The sequence below is a fragment of the Paenibacillus phytorum genome, assembly GCF_013141715.1.
Taxonomy (GTDB): Bacteria; Bacillota; Bacilli; order Paenibacillales; family NBRC-103111; genus Paenibacillus_E; species Paenibacillus_E phytorum.
Map to the genome: position 1 here is coordinate 74,245 of NZ_WHOA01000165.1, position 18,904 is coordinate 93,148.

General features: G+C 45.4%; 17 protein-coding genes. 3 read left to right on the plus strand and 14 right to left on the minus strand.

Features of this window, described 5'->3' with window-relative positions; genetic code table 11:
- Positions 1 to 113: 113 nt before the first annotated feature.
- Together GC098_RS24430 and GC098_RS24435 are read left to right on the plus strand one after the other, a co-directional pair.
- Positions 114 to 665, plus strand: a complete 552-nt coding sequence (locus GC098_RS24430; RefSeq protein WP_171645825.1) for an NAD(P)H-dependent oxidoreductase — start codon at positions 114 to 116, stop codon at positions 663 to 665.
- Positions 658 to 1,404, plus strand: coding sequence for an SDR family oxidoreductase (locus GC098_RS24435; RefSeq protein ID WP_376773946.1), 747 nt, complete (start codon positions 658 to 660; stop codon positions 1,402 to 1,404). Before GC098_RS24430 ends, GC098_RS24435 begins: the two co-directional genes overlap by 8 nt.
- Before the next feature lie 253 nt (positions 1,405 to 1,657).
- Here GC098_RS24435 and GC098_RS24440 read toward each other — a convergent pair whose 3' ends face one another.
- From GC098_RS24440 to GC098_RS24505, 14 genes are all read right to left on the minus strand, one after another.
- Complete coding sequence (locus tag GC098_RS24440) at positions 1,658 to 2,017, minus strand: Rieske (2Fe-2S) protein (protein ID WP_171645827.1); 360 nt, start codon at positions 2,015 to 2,017, stop codon at positions 1,658 to 1,660.
- A gap of 15 nt (positions 2,018 to 2,032) precedes the next feature.
- Complete coding sequence (locus GC098_RS24445) at positions 2,033 to 3,088, minus strand: amidohydrolase family protein (RefSeq protein ID WP_171645828.1); 1,056 nt, start codon at positions 3,086 to 3,088, stop codon at positions 2,033 to 2,035.
- 58 nt (positions 3,089 to 3,146) lie between these two features.
- A complete protein-coding gene (locus GC098_RS24450) occupies positions 3,147 to 4,715 on the minus strand; it encodes an extracellular solute-binding protein (RefSeq protein ID WP_171645829.1) in 1,569 nt (522 codons plus the stop codon).
- 67 nt (positions 4,716 to 4,782) lie between these two features.
- The gene (locus GC098_RS24455; protein WP_171645830.1) at positions 4,783 to 5,643 is read right to left on the minus strand and encodes a carbohydrate ABC transporter permease; all 861 of its coding nucleotides are present in this window, start codon (positions 5,641 to 5,643) and stop codon (positions 4,783 to 4,785) included.
- Between the two features lie 13 nt (positions 5,644 to 5,656).
- Positions 5,657 to 6,577 (minus strand): ABC transporter permease, encoded by a 921-nt coding sequence (locus GC098_RS24460; protein ID WP_171645831.1) that lies wholly within the window; start codon positions 6,575 to 6,577, stop codon positions 5,657 to 5,659.
- 201 nt (positions 6,578 to 6,778) lie between these two features.
- Positions 6,779 to 8,959 (minus strand): helix-turn-helix domain-containing protein, encoded by a 2,181-nt coding sequence (locus GC098_RS24465; RefSeq protein ID WP_376773942.1) that lies wholly within the window; start codon positions 8,957 to 8,959, stop codon positions 6,779 to 6,781.
- A 67-nt stretch (positions 8,960 to 9,026) separates the two neighbouring features.
- Positions 9,027 to 10,166 carry an exo-beta-N-acetylmuramidase NamZ family protein gene (locus GC098_RS24470; protein ID WP_171645832.1) on the minus strand — a complete coding sequence of 380 codons (1,140 nt, stop codon included), beginning with the start codon at positions 10,164 to 10,166 and terminating at the stop codon, positions 9,027 to 9,029.
- 137 nt (positions 10,167 to 10,303) lie between these two features.
- On the minus strand, positions 10,304 to 11,011 hold the full coding sequence (locus GC098_RS24475; RefSeq protein ID WP_171645833.1) for a PIG-L deacetylase family protein: 708 nt from the start codon (positions 11,009 to 11,011) through the stop codon (positions 10,304 to 10,306).
- Entirely contained in the window at positions 11,012 to 11,980 is a 969-nt protein-coding gene (locus tag GC098_RS24480; RefSeq protein ID WP_171645834.1) for a GNAT family N-acetyltransferase, read from the minus strand. It abuts the gene before it with no gap.
- Between the two features lie 31 nt (positions 11,981 to 12,011).
- The gene (locus tag GC098_RS24485; RefSeq protein ID WP_057305497.1) at positions 12,012 to 12,872 is read right to left on the minus strand and encodes a carbohydrate ABC transporter permease; all 861 of its coding nucleotides are present in this window, start codon (positions 12,870 to 12,872) and stop codon (positions 12,012 to 12,014) included.
- 16 nt (positions 12,873 to 12,888) lie between these two features.
- Positions 12,889 to 13,794, minus strand: a complete 906-nt coding sequence (locus GC098_RS24490) for a carbohydrate ABC transporter permease (RefSeq protein WP_171645835.1) — start codon at positions 13,792 to 13,794, stop codon at positions 12,889 to 12,891.
- Between the two features lie 100 nt (positions 13,795 to 13,894).
- Complete coding sequence (locus GC098_RS24495) at positions 13,895 to 15,337, minus strand: ABC transporter substrate-binding protein (protein ID WP_171645836.1); 1,443 nt, start codon at positions 15,335 to 15,337, stop codon at positions 13,895 to 13,897.
- 69 nt (positions 15,338 to 15,406) lie between these two features.
- Positions 15,407 to 16,321: an N-acetylmuramic acid 6-phosphate etherase gene (murQ, locus tag GC098_RS24500; RefSeq protein WP_171645837.1), complete on the minus strand. Its 915-nt coding sequence runs from the start codon at positions 16,319 to 16,321 to the stop codon at positions 15,407 to 15,409.
- A gap of 176 nt (positions 16,322 to 16,497) precedes the next feature.
- The gene (locus GC098_RS24505; RefSeq protein WP_057305501.1) at positions 16,498 to 17,364 is read right to left on the minus strand and encodes a MurR/RpiR family transcriptional regulator; all 867 of its coding nucleotides are present in this window, start codon (positions 17,362 to 17,364) and stop codon (positions 16,498 to 16,500) included.
- Between the two features lie 243 nt (positions 17,365 to 17,607).
- Here GC098_RS24505 and GC098_RS24510 point away from each other — a divergent pair, with 243 nt between their 5' ends.
- Positions 17,608 to 18,903: a 6-phospho-beta-glucosidase gene (locus GC098_RS24510; RefSeq protein WP_171645838.1), complete on the plus strand. Its 1,296-nt coding sequence runs from the start codon at positions 17,608 to 17,610 to the stop codon at positions 18,901 to 18,903.
- Position 18,904: the final 1 nt, after the last annotated feature.

Below are 18,904 nucleotides of genomic sequence, written 5' to 3' on the forward strand. Positions count from 1 at the left end.
CCCTAAATGAATTAACTACATCTATAATAGCGAAGAGCCAATTGTTCCATTCCTATAAAGAATTGAAACATCTGGGTTAAGCAGTAGAGAACCTATGGAGGAGAAGAGTGAAGATGAAAAACATACTGATTATTAATGGTCACCAAAAATATGGTTCATCGTCGGGGAAATTGAATCAAACTTTGATGGATAGCATGGTAAGTTTGTTAGAAAAAAAGAACAATATCCAAACAACAATTATTCAAAACGGATATTCAATCGAAGAAGAACAACAAAAATTTCTCTGGGCTGATATTATCATTTACCAAACACCCGTCTACTGGTTCAGTGTTCCTGGGTTATTTAAAACATATATGGACGAAATCTATGCTTACGGATTATTTTTCAAGGGTGCCGATCAATATGGGAGTGGCGGATTATTAACTGGCAAAAAATATATGTTTTCGACGACTTGGAATGCCCCTAAAGAAGCATTTAACGATCCAACTCAGTTTTTTAAAGGGAATAACTTAGAAGAAGCAGTGAGTCACTTGCATCGCGTACAGGAATTTATCGGAATGCAGCCTCTAAAGAGCTTCGCTTGTTATGATGTCGTCAAAAATTCGAATATTGATCAATTTGTATACGAACTTGATGTACATCTAGAAGAGGTATTGAATTTCTAATAATACAAAATCAGGAGGAATAACCATGTTACAATATCAAAAAGTAGTGATTATCGGTGGAAGTTCTGGAATTGGTTTGGAAACAGCTAAACAAGTCATAGCGCTTGGGGCAGATGTGATCATTGCCAGCCGGTCCGAAGATAAATTGCAGAAGGCCAAAGAGGAGCTGGGATCTCGAGCTGCGGTTTACACGCTGGATACGACACAAGAGCAGCAAGTACAATCTTTCTTTGAAACCGTCGGCCAGTTCGATCATCTTGTGGTAAGTGCAGCGGAAACATCTGGCGGTTCATTTCTCCAAACGGATACAACCCAAGCGCGGCAGTTGTTCGAAAACAAATTTTGGGGCCAATACTATGCCGCTAAATACGGTGCACCGAAAATTTCAGCGAACGGATCAATCACCTTATTCTCTGGCGTCGTTGCCTACAAAGCGATGATTGGTTCTGCTACACTTGGCGCAGTCAATGCAGCAGTTGCGAATCTAGGCCAAACCTTGGCATTGGAGCTTGCACCAATTCGAGTGAATATCATTTCACCCGGTATTATTGATACGCCTTCACGCAGTAAAATGACTGAAGAAGCGCGCAATGATTTCTATGCAAAAGTAGCAAGCAAACTTCCTGTGAAACGAACTGGCACAGCAGAAGATGTCGCACAGAGCGTACTTTACTTGATTCAAAATGGTTTTGTGACCGGGACTGTTCTTCATGTTGAGGGTGGGCATATTTTGACTTAAGGATACAAGGAGTCGATGCTTTTCTTGGGAATGATATTAGAAAACGGCAGATTTTTAGCTTGAACTTTCTCAGTTGTACATAGCGAAAAATGACTGCTTCTGTCTACTTTTTTCCGACCGAAAATTGCCATTTTTTAGCGAAGAATAGCATACTTCAATGAAATCAGTTCTATCATGCAGCTAAAAAAATAAAGGGGATCAAATGGGCGTTTTCCGCCCATTCGATCCCTCATATTCCGCTTCTTCTCGCTGTCTACTTTCTTACCAGATCAACACCAACTTTGCCGTCTTGCACATTCACCTTATACGTTTTCACCCAAATCTTATCGCTGAATAAAGATTTGCCGGTTCGAATATCGAATTCCCAGCCATGCCAAGGACAGCGGATGATTTCGCCCTTTTTACCGTACTCGTATTCATACACGTCCGAAGGAAGCGTAGTACCAGAAACGAGTCCTGCGCACATCGGCGCCCCTTGGTGGGGGCAATAATTGTTTAAAGCGTAATATTCATCGTTTATCCGGTAAATGCCGATGCTCTTCCCCTCGATCGTGACGACGGCGTGACCGCCTTCGGAGACAGCGTCCGCATCCAGCACGTAATGTACCGTCATAAGGTCCTCCGTGAGTTAAAGGTTATATAGGCTTTTGGCATTTTCGTAAAAGATTTTACGCTTCGCCTCCGGCTTTAGTCTCCGCAGAATCATACTTGGTGAATCGAAGTCCCAATGCGGATAATCACTCGAATACAGAATCATATTCTCGGCATCAATCATATTGAACAAATCGATCAAATGCTGCGGATTGTCTGGCTCCTCAATGGGCTGTGTAGTTAAATAGCAATGCTCTCGAATGTACTGACTAGGCAGCTTCTTCAGCCAAGGGACGGTGGAGCGGAGCGCTTTATAGTTCTTATCCAGCCTCCACATCAGGTGCGGCAGCCAGGCAATACCACCCTCGGTAAGCACTACTTTCAACCGCGGGAACTTCTCGAATACGCCCTCGCAAACCATGCTGACGAGATGAGCCATGAACATTTGCGACAAGCATGTATGCCACTCGATGTAACGGGACGGATACCCAGCAGCGGTAGGTGCCGTGGAACTGCCCCCTCCTTCCGCGCCCGGATGAATCGCAATAGGTAAACCATTCCGCTCCGCAGCTTCATAGATAGGATGATACATTCGCTGGCCGAGGGGAGCACGAGCCGCACTGGAAATCATGACTTCGACGATATCGGGATGGCCCCCGACACGGTCGATCTCTTTAGCGGCAAGATACGGGTCCTGCGTGGCGACGGCCATGGCGCCCTTGAACGCCTTGTGTTTACCAAGCCATTCACCAATCAAATAGTCGTTGTAGGCAGAGCAAATCACAGCTGCGTAATCAGGGTCGTGCGTCGTTGAAATATTATACACAACCCCGGTCAACACGCAGTATTCAACATTGTAGCCCTCAAGCAGCTGCTTGATCATGAGGTCTGGGTCCGAGCCAGCTTTGCCGCCGCTGGCCGGAATGGCGTCCTTCTTCATGACACCTACAGGCGAATAGTAACCGGAGCCGGCATACCCGATTCCGGTATTCGCTACGCGTGACCGCCATGGTTCTGCCAGGTACGGCAGCAAGTCGGCATCATTCTGTTCATTGTGGACATCTGCATCAATGACTTTGAAATCTTCGGCCATACGAATCCCTCTATTCCGGAGTATGTGTTACATTTCCCACATTGCATGCACAATTGGATTACTTCTTGCCATAGGTGCGAGTATAAGCGGAATTGTACATATCCAGCAGTTCGTCAGACCCGAGCTTCTTCGCCTGATCGATAAATTCTTGATACGTCTTATCGTTGATCGGCGTCTTGCCCGCAACGAATTCAGTCAGCTTCTGCTCGAGGAATTTGTTCAGGTTGTTCAGCTTCGATTTTTCCAGCTCCAGCTCTTCCTTCGTCTTGACGATCTGTTTTGGCGCTGGAATAATGAACGGTTCGTATCTCTTGTTAATGTCCTTGCTCTTGTCGCTTAAGCCACGCTCCCACACCTCGCGGGATTTGGCATTATCGAGCGTAACCATGTCGTACCAAACGCCCCAATCCTTACGAAGTGTCGTGAATGGCGAAGCGCCGAAATCCTTGTTGTAGACTGCCTTGCCGTTTTCCTTCGTATACGTTTTGCCCTCGATACCAAGCGATAAGTAGTTGGAGCCTTCTTCTCCCAGTAAGTAATCAAGAAATTGAACCGCCCTGTCCTTGTCTTTCACCTTAACCGAGATCGCGCGGCCGGAAGCGCCGACAACCGAACGGGAGAACTGGTAGTTTTTGATGCCGTCTGCAGCGAACTGTGGAATCGCATCGAGTGTGTAATCCGCAGTACCCGCTTTACGGCCTTTATCCATGAGCGTCTCTAAGTCAGCCTTCCAGAAAAACGTCACGAGCGATTTGCCTTTAAGAATCCGCTCTTCCCATTGTGCTTGCGTAATCATCGAGAATTCCGGATCCAGCAGCTTCTCATTAAACAATTTATTCAAGTAAACAAGTGAGTCCTTATATCCTTTATGGTAAGGTGCGAACGCGTATTTGTCGGTGGCCGGGTCGACGTTATAGAAGCCGTGTATGCCGGTGAACGCTCTTCCGAATGTCGTAAATAATCCGGTGTCGCCGACAATGGCATTATTGATGAGCGGATAGGTATCCGGCTGTTTCTCTTTGAGCGTTTTGAGGAACTGGTAAAATTCATCCACAGAAGTCGGCGCCTTCAGTCCGTACTTATCCATGATGTCCTTGCGTGTATACCAGACAAAGTTAAATCCTTTCCCTTCTGCGTCGCCCTCAATGACAGGAACGGTATAAATACCACCGTCAACGCCAGTTGCGACCGCTCTAGCCTCTGGGTATTTGTCATAGAAAGCCTTTAGGTTCGGTGCTTTATCCAAGTAATCTTTTAAGTTCAAAAACACTTTATCCGGACCATGCTGTCTTCCCTCTAACGTATCTACCTGGATAAAGTCTGTAACGGAGTTCGTCGCAATCATAATTTGCTTCTTTTCCTTCAAACCTTCCTGACTGACCACTTGAAACTCGACCTTTACGCCGGTCTTTGCTTCGATTTCCTTGAAGATGTCCCAGTCCTGGCGCACTTTTCCTTCTGGGCGGTCGTAGGCCAGCCACGTGAATGTGATCGGCTTCTTGGACTCGTCTGGTTTCTTCGTTTCTCCGGCCGCAGGAGTATCATTCGGTTGGCTCGAACAGGCTGCTGCGACTAAACTGATGAGCATAACCGTAGTCAAACCTGTTGCGACATTTCTTTTTTTCATATGAAAACCTCCCTATCGTGGTAAAAAAAGTATCCCTCTATAGCGTTAGATTCCGGGGAATCTAGAACTATCCTTTGATGCCGCCGATCATAGTTCCCTGCACGAAGTATTTCTGGATGAACGGGTAAACGCATAGGATCGGGAGCGTAGCGATCATGATGATGGCGTACTTCATCGTTTGGAGCAGGCTCAGATCGCCTTCCGCCTGAATCGTAGTACCGGCCACCAGAATGTTCCGTAGCATAATTTGCAGCGGATACATCGAGCGGTCGTTCAAGTAAATGAGTGCATCGAAGAACGCGTTCCACTGGTTCACGGCTGTGAATAAGCCGATTGTTGCCAATACCGGCATCGATAAGGGAATCACGATGCGCAGCAGCACTTGTAAGGAAGAGCAGCCGTCGATCGTCGCCGCATCTTCAAGCTCCTCCGGCAATGCTTCAAAGAACGTTCGCATGATGAACAAGTACCACGTGCTGATCAGGGAAGGCAGAACGATTGCCCAGATCGAGTTCAACATCCCCAGCTTCTGCACAACGAGAAACGTTGGGATCATACCGCCGCTAAACAGCAGCGTAAAAGCAGCCATCATCAGAATGATTCTACGGCCGGGCAGCCACTTCTTCGCAAGCGGATACGCCATAGCCGAGGTTACGAGCAAGGTTAGTATCACATGAACGATCGTATAACGGATCGTATTCCAGTAACTGATCCATAGATCTGGATTGCTCACCAACTGCTTATAGGCAATAAACGTTACCCCCTTAGGAAAGATGAGCACATCCCCGCTCGATACGAGGGCATTATCACTGATCGAAGCGCTGAATACATAAACCAGCGGGTATACCATAACGATCATCAGAAGGATCATGATCACATAGTTGAAGGTATCAAATACCCTTGAAGCCATCGATTGTTTAATTTTCAAAAGGGTTCCTCCTTTACCATAAGCTCGTTTCTGAATATTTTCTAGCGATCCGGTTAGCGGCGATGACGAGGATAAGGCCGATCACCGACTGAAATAACCCGACGGCTGTGGCGAAGCTGAAATCCGCATCCAAGATGCCGCGCCTATACACGAATGTGTTGATGACATCCGATGTTTCATAGTTCATGGAATTGTAAAGCAGCAATATTTTTTGGAATCCGGTCTCCATAAAATGGCCAAGCGTAAGGACGAACAGGATGATCATGACGGGCACCATGCCAACGAACGTAATATGGCGCATCTGGTGGTAGCGGTTCGCCCCATCCATTTTCGCGGCTTCATAAAGCGTCGGATCGATGCCGGCAATCGCAGCCAGATACAGAATCGTCCCCCAGCCGATTTTTTGCCAAACTTCGGAGCTGACATAGATCGTCCGAAACCAATTCGGCAGTCCTAGGAATAGAATCGGCTCCATCCCAAACATTTTGACAAGAATGAAATTGATAATCCCGGTTTGCGGTGAAAGAAATGTGACTAGAATGCCGGCGATGACAACCGTTGATAAGAAGTGCGGCATGTAGCTGATGCTTTGTACAATTCGTTTAAACGTTTTGTTCTTAAGTTCGTGAAACAGAATGGCCAAAATGATCGGTGCCGGAAAATGAAACAGCAAATCGTACACGTTGAGCATGACGGTATTGCGAATCAGCTTCCAGGAATCCGGATTTACGTAGAAGAATTCGATAAAATGCTTCAAGCCTACAAATTTACTGCCTAAAATACCTTTACCGATCGAATAGTCTTGAAACGCGATGATGACACCATACATGGGTACATATTTGAAAATGATGTAATACAAAATTCCAGGCAGCATTAATAGATACAGTGCTCTATGTTTCTTCAACATGTACCACATAACATTTCGCTGTGGCATCTCATCCACCCCCTCGCCTAGATAACGCTTACAACTCTGAGTTGATGGCCTAACTATACTTAGCCATGACTGCCCCGTAAAGATCGCATAATTACGGGAAGTCTCTTTTTTTGCAGACGCAGGTTTCCAAAGGATTCCTGGTCATTTCGGGAGATCGGATGAAAAAAAAGAGACTTCGGAAAAAATGAAGTCTCTGTTCGTTCAATGGTTAATTGTGCGATACTTCGCTGGCGTAATCCCTTCATATTTACGAAACGTTCGGATAAATGAGTTGCGCCCCCAGTAACCTACCTTCTCCGCAATGTCATCGATTTTCATGTCCGTCTCCAGCAAAAATTGCTTCGCCTTCATCAGTCGGTATTTCGCAATATACTCCACATACTTCTCGCCAACCTCTTCTTTGAAGGTACGACTGAAGTGGCCGTTCGACATGTTCAAGAGCCCGGCAAAATATTCGATCGACAGCTCCTCATTATAATGCGCATGAATATAGTCCAAAATCTCTGAAAACTGCTTTGCACGCTGATCAGGCTCCTCTGTCCGAAATAAAACACTGTGAATGTCCTGGAAACAGGCTTTCAGCTCATCCCATGTCATACAACGACCCAGCCGCTCGAACAAGTCTGAAAAGAACGGCACGTTAAAATCGTTATGCTCGGTTTCTACTGCGCGGATCCATGTGTTGAGAACGTCGGTACATAAATATTTAGCCTGAATGGCAGTGGCATTCTTGCGTATTCCCACTTCGAGCATTTCGAAAGCAGAATGCAGCAGCTTATCATATTCCCGCGTCTTGAATTGGTTGAAGATACGGTTGACATCCTGAACAGATAAGAAGCTTTCCCACTGCGTTCGATCCCAGACATTCGGTCCACGACATATCTCCACATCGGAATCAAGTCCGCGATTCTGCAGCACAGACAACGCGAGCTTATACGACTCATGCAGCTCTTCGGTAGCGTTCACCGTCTTCCCGATTCCAATCGTCGCTTTAAAGTATTCGCTGTACTGTTCCAGCAAGAGGCTCACAATGTTCGCGGCCTCCTCGGCTCCGAAGTGGAGAAACGGGTCATGCAGCACCACGCACGCCATCACGTCCGGCTTCGTTTGGCAGAGCCATACCAGCGATGGCGACGATTTGACTATACGCTCTTTGAGTTCCATGAATAGGAAAGACTTCGACGTCTCTGACAGCCGTTCATAGGCGGGCGAATTGTAGTGAAACGCAATGCAGAGAACCGTGCGCATCGCGTTCTTGTTATAGGTAAACTCGATTTCCTTCGCATAATATTCGATGGACAGTGCGTCCCGATATTCACCCAGCAGAATCTTGGTTACGAAAAGCTCCTGCAGGACGGGGAACATCCCGCTCACCCTTTGAGACAGCTCTTTATTTTCTTCCGTAATTTCTTTTATCGGACGATAGACGCGACGGCTTAAATAGTAAGAGACGAAGCTTCCCACCACGAGGAAAAAGACGAGAAACGCCCAACTAATCACCCGTGTGATGTACGCTGGCTTCATCAGGGTACGCAGATCCGCGATGGTCACGTAATACCATGAATCGTCGAAGCTAGATTTCACAAGTGACATGGCAACTTCGTTTGTAATGAGAAATTGAGACCCCTTGGAATTTGCGTGTGTACGCTCCATCACCGCCTTCGCTTCCTTATCTGTCAAACCAACTTGGTTCATGATGAGCCCTTGGCTGCTCGCAATTGCCGTTCCCGTCACCCATTTTTCCGGAATGCTGATCTGCTCCTGGACCTTGTCCTCAGCGAAATCGACGACCAAATACACATCGGGCTTGTCGCTGTTAAATGGATAGCTCATTAAGGCGGACATGCCGATTGTACTCGGATCGGTAAAGTCCATCATTTTTTTGCCGGTAAAATACGACATGTACGCTTTTCTCTGCTGCTCATCAAGCGGATAAGAAAAATCAAAGTAATACTCTTTGTCCGTATAAATATCGACATCGACAACGAGATCGTGATTCACAAAATATAAGAATACCTTTGAAACCAATTTATCGGATTGAAGCTTCATCAACTGCTCTCTGAGAGAGTGAAGCTGCTCCGTACGCTGTTGGTTTTCACGCGAATCGTCGACTGTACGGAGCAGACTCGTTAAATTGGAAGAGTTGAGCATGTTAATCATATTTGTCTTGAGCGAATCTAATGCGGTGTCCGTCTGCTTGGAAAAGTGGCTTATGATGACATCGTTGAGATTCTCTGCATCCTTCTCGATCGTGCGGACCACCAGAACATGAGCCATAATGCTGGCAACAATAACCGGAATGAGAATAACGATGAAATAGGTGGTAAAAAGCCGCCAAAAAAGGGCTAATCGGAACTTATGTACCTTAGAAATGCTCAACACGATCGCCTCCCGCCCCCTGTAAACGTTCGCAGTGATGGCATTACGAATAACTTCTTATCGCGTTCTCTTAATATAGATGATACTGCTGTTTCAGCTGCGCGAATTCCCGGCTTTCGTCCCGAAATTGTTCTAATAACACCGAAACATCTAACGGATCTTCACGGTATACCTTATCCCCACATAATAAATCAATAAAAGGCCTAGATCCCTCTTTAAAAGGTGGCAGGAAAGAAAATTGTTCATAGTTACGCTTAATGGTATACATCAGTGTGATAGCTGTCTCCAAAGGCCGAATCGCTCGGGTATCCAGTACATGAAGCTGAACGCCGCTGCATGATTCTCCCTGAAATTTGGAAAAGGTCGGTTTAAAATAAGTCGGACGAAAAACGATTCCAGGCAGTTTCTTACTGTTCATCTCATCCGCCAGTTGTTGAGCGTCGATGAATGGAGCTCCTACAATTTCAAAAGGAACTGTGGTCCCTCTTCCTTCAGACATGTTGGTGCCTTCAAATATACAGGTGCCTGGATACAACAATGCCGTTTCAAACCGGGGAATCCCCAAGGAGGGCATCACCCAGTGTCGACCGGTATCAGCGAACTGCATCTTTCGCTCCCAGCCCTCCACACGTATCACATGCAGATCACAATGCCAGCTCATCTGATCGTTAGCCATCGTGGCCACCTCACCGGCAGTCAGACCGTAACGCACACAAAGCGGATAATTGCCAACAAAAGATTGATAGTCCTGCTTTAAAATGTTACCTTCTACCGTCACCCCATCCAATGGGTTGATTCGGTCCAAAATGACAAATGGCTTGCCTGCTTTCGCACAGTCTTCCAGAGCATATAGCATCGTATAAATAAAAGTGTAGTATCGTGTGCCCACGTCCTGAATATCATAGACGACCATATCTACCTCATCCAGCATTTCCTGACTCATGCGCTTGGAATCCTTACGGTACAAGCTATATACCGGCACCTGTGTGATCGGATCCAGATACGTTTCTACCAGGGCGCCTGCTGCTTGATCACCACGCACTCCGTGTTCCGGTGAAAACAGGGCTGTCAGATTGAAATTCTCATGCAAAATTTGAATGGTGGAAACGAAGTCATTGGTTAAGCCGGTAGGTGCCGTAATTAGTCCCAATCGTTTCCCCTTAAATAGATGAGTGTACTGCCCAATGCAATCGATACCGTTTCTGATCATAGCTGCCTCCCAAATTTTGTTTGATAAAAGAACAACACAATTACATCTTCGCTTTAACCAAATCCAAAGTTAAGAAAACCTCTATCAAGGCGCCATTCTAGAATGAGCAGCCGCGTTTAGAGGTTGGTTATTGTAGGTTATAATTCAGTTTTGAGAACACGCATATTTTCTTCTGGAATCATGAAGGTTTGTGCATATTCTTTTCTGGCTTCAAGGCCGCGGACTCTCATCAAATGCTTGTAGTACTCCAAATACTTGAACGACTTGCTGCCTGTTACGAACCAATGTGTAGAGACGGCCTTCACCCATAGATCAAAGGCTTCTTGGTCGTAGTCAACATACACATACGGACGATAGTCGACGGCGTCCTCCCAGTTCTCGGCATAATACAATCTCTGTGCAAAATGTGCAGGAAGCTCCCGCTCAAACGTCGGCAAGGCGGCAAAATAGCGGGCATCATTGACGATGCGGTGCGTTGTCATATGATCCTTGTGCATGCTGTTCTTCCAATGTGTAATAATGACGTTGGGACGAACTTGACGAATGACATCGCATACGCGAAAACGCATTTCTTGGTTATCCTGCAGCTCGCCGTCAGGAATATCGTCGAATACGAACGCTTCCCCGCCAAGCATCTCGGCAAAGGTTTTCGCCTCATTCACTTTCTGCACGCGATATTCGGCCATATCTTGTCCTGCCGGAACGCCGCGTTCGCCTGCTGTCAGCGCTAGGGTCGCAATTCGGTCCCCCTTCAAAGAGTGACTTGCCAATACGCCCCCTGCCGTTAATTCAGCATCACCAACATGACCACCGATGGCTAGAATCGTTAACTTTTGCTCGCTCATTCACACAAACTCCCTTCTCATGACAGAAAACTGTTTGACGGTAGTAAAGCCTGCCTTCTCGTAGATGCGGATAGCCGGGTTCGTACTGCCCGTATAGAGCGACATGTAGTCGGTCCCGATCGAACGAAAAGCTTCGCATAACTTAAAGAAAAGGATGCTGCCCAGACCGTGTCCCTCATGCTCGGGAATGACGCCGATTCCGGCGAAATAGCCCCGGCCGTTGTCTTGTCGAATGACCGGACCGGCAAATCCGATTACCTTGTCTTTATATGCAGCAATCACCACTGGCACACCTTCTGCCGTGCTTTGCCCGATTTCCTTCTGCCATAAAAGATTATTAAATCCATTTAGCATTTCATCCACGCCGTTATGCTTTTCCGGGTCGAACAATTCCACCGTGTAGCCACCCGATGCAGCCTTGCTTTCCTTGGCTCTGATATCCTCTGGTATGGTGAAACCGTCCAGCTTCAAATACATGGCGCACTCTTTGGCGCGTTCCACATACCCTGCCTGCAGCAAAAACGCATACAATTTACTTTCAATCGGCACGCCCGGCGCATTGTTATGCTCATGCTTCGGTGTCCCCGGTATATACCACGGCAATAACATCGGATTAAAAAATAAGACATCGCCTTGCTTTTTTCCCAGCTGCTGAAATCGACGCTCCAAAGCGTCTAGCATGCCTTGATAGCTCTCATCTGTTTTGAACTCATCGGCTAAAAAGATACAGGTGATGTATCCCGCCACTTCCCCAAGCGGCAGATCATCCCCTGTGCAGCCGCAAGCAAAGCCTTTGACTTCATTTTGTTCCAGTAACACAAAAGCATTTTGACTATCAAAATAAGGGTTGGCCGTGAAGATACGCTCAAAGGTTTGTTCGGTAAGCTCCTTGTAGCCTTCTTTCACGGCTTCTTCATTCCATAAGTCAATAACCGCTTGACGATATTGTTGATCCCAAGACACAATCATGAAGTAATTCCTCCCCCACGCGCGGCTTGTATTAGCCCTTCACCGCACCAACCGTTACACCTTCTAAGAAGTACTTTTGCAAGCTGAAGAAAAGAATAAACATCGGCAGTGCAGAGATCGTAGCACCCGCCATCATCGGAGCGATAAACGTCGTATTGGCGAAGCGGAAGTTTTTGAGTCCAACTTGGATCGTCTGCATATCCATAGTATTTGTGACAAGAAGCGGCCAGAAGAATGTGTTCCAGCTATCCATAAACGTTAGAATCGCCATGACGGCAAGCACGGTTTTGGACAAAGGTAGAATGATTCTCCAATAGATCGTGAACTGGCTGCACCCTTCGATCTTAGCGCTTTCCATAATCTCGTTTGGGATGCTGCTCATAAACTGTTTAGCCAGAAAAATATTATATACAGTAACGATACCCGGCATAATTAGCGCGCTGTACGTATTTTGCAGCTCGAACACGTTAACAACCAGAATATACAATGGAACTTGCGTAACTTGGTAAGGAATCATCATGGAGACAAGCAGCACAGCAAACAGTACGCCTCTCCCTTTAAAACGAAGTTTAGAAAATGCATACCCAGCCATGCTCGCAAAAATAACATTGGACACCATCACAGTAGTCGCCACGATCAACGAGTTCAAAATCCAACGATACGAATACTCACTGTAATCAAAGAAAAATTTAAAGGAAGCGAATGTAAACTTGCTTGGTAAAATGGAGTAGCTCACCGCTCCGGCCTCAACCGGATCAGCAAAAGAAGAAATGACCATGAAATAGATCGGAAATATCGTCGCCAAAGCAAAAAGTAGAAGGGCGATAAAAATGATTGAATTACGTATGGTTTTTACTCTAGGTTTTCCTGCATGATTGCTGTATAAAGCCATTTTTTATCCCCCGCTCTTAATACTCGACGTCTTTTCCTGCATATTTAAATTGAATAACCGAAATTCCCGCGATAATAACAGCTAGAATCAGCGATTGCGCCGCGGCTTTACCGAATTCAAAATAAGTAAATGCATTATTGAAAATCAGTAGACCCACCATGGTAGTGGCATTGTTAGGACCGCCACCGGTCATCAGGTACGCGTTTTGGAACACTTGGAAAGAACCGATAACACCCGTCACCAAAAGGAATAACGTAGCTGGTTTCAAAGAAGGAACAACGATGTGCCACAGCTTTTGAAAAAAGTTGGCTCCGTCCATTTCCGCTGCCTCGTAATACGTATCATCAATGCCGAGTAAACCGGCCAGGTAGATGATAATGCTTGTGCCATGACTGGACAACCAGGACATCAGAACCAAAGAAAACATCGCCGTTTTGCTTGAGCCGAGCCAGTTCTGATTGGTAAAGCCAAAGAAGTGAATCAACTGATTCAAAATTCCGCCTTCCATTGGATCGAAGATCCAAAGCCATACGACGGATAAAGCAACACCTGAAGCAACAACAGGCAAGTAATAAACACCTTTGAAAAAGCCCTGCGTTTTTTTCCTGAGCGGCAAAATCATAATCGCGATAACCATGGACAAGATCAAGTTAACAGGTACAGTCAAAAGCGTATAGACGACGGTATTGCGCATTGCTTGCCAAAATAAAGCATCTTTCACCGTAGCGACATAATTGTCAAATCCAACATACGTGGAACCAAGAGGCTTATATTGTTGGAGACTAATGATAAAGGCGCTAACGACCGGATATGCGGTGAACATCGCAAAAACAACCAAAGCGACGGCAATGAATGCATATCCCCAAGCACCTTCTCCTTTGATTCCTTTTCTTTTCATCGGTTTAGCGATATTCGTTGCCATTTTGTCTAACCCCCAAACCTCGTTTCAAAAAACTCGGATTAAAATAGTTCGGATAGCCGCGCAACAAGCATCACGACTATCCGAGGTTTACAACTTATGATTAATCTTTCACAACGCCGTCTGCGCCAAATGCAGCAATCGCAGCGGTTTTCACAGCTTCATACATCGCTTCAGGAGTAATTTCACCTGCGATCAGACCTTGGAACTTAGGCACGATAACTTCTGTTTCCAATTTAATTGCTTTAGCACCCAGTTCTGTCGGGATATCCGAACGAGCCGGTGTTGCATTTTTCAGCATGTAGTCAACAGCAGCGATGTTCTCAGGGCTTCTGTCAATTTTCATGCTTTCAGCCGCTTTTTTACCGCTTTGCGTAATGTGAGCAGAGAACAGATCACTGTTTGTTGCTGCAGCATTTTTACCGCTAGCTAAGAAGTAAGCAGCTTTTACAACATTCGCTTTGTGCTCAGCCGTAGGTTCCTTTTTACCGCGGAACGTCATGTAACCGTCAACGACAGTAGCGAATGATGGTTTTGCACCTTGGAAAGTCGGAGCCGGCAATACAACATAATCAACTGGGATAGAGTCTTTTACAGCACTTGCATCAGCTGCTTTCAGCTTCGCATTATTAGTCTTAGCGGAATTTTCAAACACCGCAAGACCTTTACCAGTGATCATCGTTTGACCTGTCAAGAACATGTTCCAACGTTTACCTGCATCTACGGAGCTAAGCTCTTTCGGCATGGAGCCGTCATCAATCAGCTGACGAAGATCTTTGAGCAATCCTAGGTAGTTTTTGCTAGTGTACGCATATTTCAAATCTTTATTAAACGCATGAGGCATGCCGGCATTTTTCGCCATGATACCCAAGTAGTCAACAGCTGCAACGCCTTTAACAGCGAACACGAAACCATATCGTGTTTTGCCGTTTTCAGTTACGACGCCTTTTTTGACCGCTTGACGGAATTCATCGTACGTCCAACCGCTCGTTTGTACTTTCTTCCAATCGATGCCGGCCTTTTCCAGGTACGCTTTGTTGCCGCCCAGTGCGTGAACTTCCATGTACGCTGGGAAACCGTAAAGTCCTTTGCCGTTCTTCATGTATTCAAGCGGAGCTTTCTCATAATCGTTAATCATCTCAGGAGTTGCTGAATCCGTAATGTCCATGAGCAAACCTTGCTGCAGATACTTAGGGATGCCGTCAGAGCCTCCGAACGCAATATCCGGCGGGCTGCCCGCATTCACTTGCGTATCCAATTTCTGCTTCATATCTTCCCAGCTTGCCGGTTCAATTTTCAAAGTCAGATTCGGATACAATGCCGTAAAGTCTTTGGACATTTGTTCGAAAGTCTTTTGGTAGTTCGGTGAAACTGGCGGCAGCAAAGCAGTAATGGTGTCTTTAGCTGTTGAGGCGCCGGCAGTAGCCGCTGGAGCAGGAGTTCCTGCTGGTGTAGTTGTTGCTTTCGTACCGGAAGTACCACCACAAGCTGTTAAAGCCATGGTTAAAGCTACGACGGAAGCTAATACGGGCATTTTTCTTTTCATGAAAATAGACCTCCATTTATAGGGATCTTTGAGCGTAGCTCAAAGTCTCTCCTTTTTATATTGAGTTTTTCACACAACTTTGCTAAAAGTACGTATGGCTGTTTTCAAACGGCCGTCACATTGATTCAATGCGCGTTCTGCCTCCACTGCATCCAAACCGGTTTTAATCATCATAATCGCTAATTTGCAATTCATGGAAGCGCTTTCCAAATGGGCAATAGCGCACTTTTCATCTACCCCTGTTGCTGCTCTAATGATACGAACAGAACGATCATACAATTTGATATTGCTTGCCTTCATGTCTACCATGAGGTTGTTATACGTCTTTCCAAGCTTCACCATCGTACAGGTCGTCAGCATGTTAAGAACCAGCTTCTGTGCTGTCCCCGCTTTCAATCGGGTAGATCCCATAATCGCTTCCGGCCCAACCACTGGCGCAATACACACATCACAGACAGGCTCTAGTTTCGAATTTTTGTTATTCACTACGCCGATCGTTGCTGCACCAATTTCCTTTGCTTTTTTCAAACTGGCAATGACGAATTGTGCGCTTCCACTGGCCGTAATTCCGATAACAGCATCCTTGTCTGTCACACCGCACCGTTCAATGAGTGCGATCCCCTCCTCCGCGTTATCCTCAAAACCTTCAACTGCAATTCTTAGTGCCCCATCGCCACCGGCGATATGACCTTGCACCAGCATGGGGTCAATACCAAAAGTAGGAGGACATTCAGAAGCGTCGAGCACACCGAGTCTGCCAGAAGATCCAGCCCCTACGTAGAACATTCTGCCACCGTTTTTTAGAACATGATGTAAAATATCAACCGCTTTCATAATTTGCGGTATTTCTGCTCCCACTGCAGCGGGAACTTCAGCATCCTGCTCATTCATTAAACGCAGCATTTGTTCCGTTGTACATTCATCCATAATTAGTGTTTTCTCGTTAATCTCTTCCGTAGTCAACCCCGACAGATACTCATCCATAGCCTTCCTCCTATCCTGTTTGTTACAATTTCTAATTTCATACTAGCGAAAAATTTCATCATGGTCAATAGTTTTTGAAATTTTATTTCTTATTACAATAAACTTTTGATTTTTTATTTTATTTTACAACAAAAAAAGACAACGACTTGATCTTGCTAAGTCGTTGTCTTTGTCTTTTATTTACGATGTTTGCTGCTGGCTATAATATCGTGCGTTTTAGCTAAATATTTCTTCACTTTCTTGTATTCCGCACTGGCTACACCCGCAAAAAGTATATCAATTACTGTCAGCATAGCAATTCGCGATCCCATGGCACCGCTTCTGATGGTTACCTCTGGTGTTGAAATGCTCAAGACGATATTCGCCTTATCTGCTAACTCGCTTTTATTATATTTGGTAATGGCAATAATACATGCGCCATTTTTTTTGGCTATTTCTAGCGAATCGAGAATTTCCACCGTACTGCCGGAATTCGAAATAAAGATGGCTACATCACTTTTGTCCATCAGCGTAGCTGCCGTGAGCTGGCTGTGCCCGTCCGTGTAGGTATGGCACATCTTGTTGATTCGTGAAAATTTCTGCTCCGCATCGATACCGACCAGACCGGAAGCACCGATTCCGAAAAATGCAATACGGTTGCTTTCACGCAGGACTTTTACAGCACGGGCTATTTCATTTTTATCAATGACACTGAGGGTGTCTTCAATAGATTTACTATTATTGCGAGAAATATTAGAGATTATGACGGATAGATCATCCCCTGGTTGTATATCGGTGTACTGGTCCTTCTCATCATCATCCATAGATCCAATTGAAGCTGAGATACTTACAATAAAGTTCCGGTAACCTTTATACCCCATCGTTTTACAGAAACGAAGAACGGATGCATCACTGGTCTTCGTCAGCCCGGCAAGGCTTTTAATCGAAAGATGCGGGATTTCCTCTAAATTCTCCAAAATGTACTCGGCTACCAACTTCTCTACAGGAGTTAGGCTTTCTTTCATATCACGAATCTTTATCAAAATATTATCATTAATTGACATATATATTATCTGTTCACCCTATTTTCTCTGAGCTAAAATTTTAATCTCATCATACGTATATTTGCTCAAAAAAACAAGATTAATATCTAAAATAGGACACAATTTCGAATTTTAAGTCAAGAAATTTATTTTCAAAATAAATCCATCAAAGTAAAATTAAATTCCAGTTTATATTGCAGCGTTTCTGAATGCGATGCTATAATAGCAGCGTGATTGAGCTAAATAGGAAGGGTGAATACATGGATGAATAAAAAATTGAAAATAGCGATTATTGGATCGGGAAGCACCTACACCCCAGAACTGATTGAAGGAATGATTAAGCGAAAAGACGTATTACCAATAGATGAACTAGTACTCATGGATATTGATACAAGAAAGCTAGACATTGTAGGCAAACTCTGTGAACGCATGATACAAGCAGCGAATATTCCATGTCGAGTCATCTTAACCGAAAACTTGGATGAAGCGCTGCAGGATGCGGATTTTGTGTTATCACAAATTCGTGTGGGTAAGCTGCCTGCCCGCGTACTCGACGAGACCATTCCTCTCAAATACGATTTAATCGGGCAAGAAACCTGCGGAATCGGTGGATTTTTTAAAGCTATGCGCACCATTCCCGTTATGCTTCATATTGCCGACCGTATGCAAGAACTGTGTCCGGATGCTTGGCTCATCAATTTCTCCAATCCAGCCGGCATCATTACAGAAGCGCTGCTTAACCATTCCAAGGTGAAGATGCTTGGTCTGTGCAACGTCCCTTTCAACATGTTCAAGAGCATTCGTGAAACCTTGCAATTAGACCATGCTAGTTTTACCTATGTTGGACTTAACCATTTAAGCTGGATTACGTCTATTGAGCAAGATGGTAAGGATTATGTGAAAGCAGCACTTGATATGGGGCTTAACAGTGAAGCGATGAAGAATATTCCTTCAAGCGGATTTAGTAAAGAGGTCGTTCAGATGGTGGGAGCCATACCTTCTTCTTATTTGGAATATTATTACTTCAAAGAGAAGAAGCTAAAATTGCTGAAAGACAGCGAACTAACACGCGGCGAGAAATGTATCCAGATCGAAGAGGAGCTGCTAAACATCTACTTGGATTCCGAACTCCATTCAAAGCCGGAGCTGCTTTCTACTCGCGGCGGTGCCAATTATTCGGAAGTAGCCATCAGTTTAGTCGATGCCATCTATAACGATAAACAAGAGGTACATGTGGTCAACCTGCTTAACAATGGGGCACTAGATTTCATGGAGGACTCCGATGCCGTTGAAGTATGTGCTGTTATTGGTAAAAATGGCGCCACACCGATCAAAGTTAACGATTTCAATAATCAACATATCATTGATTATATGCGTATGGTCAAAGCCTACGAACGTGAAACCGTGGCTGCTGCAGTGAGCGGCAGCGAAGATGCCGCCATGCGCGCGCTATTGATGAATCCATTGGTTGGTGACTATGATGCCGCGTATAACTGCTTCAATGAGTTGAAGGAAGCCCACAGAGACTACCTCCCGCAGTTTTTCGCTAATGAGAAGTAGT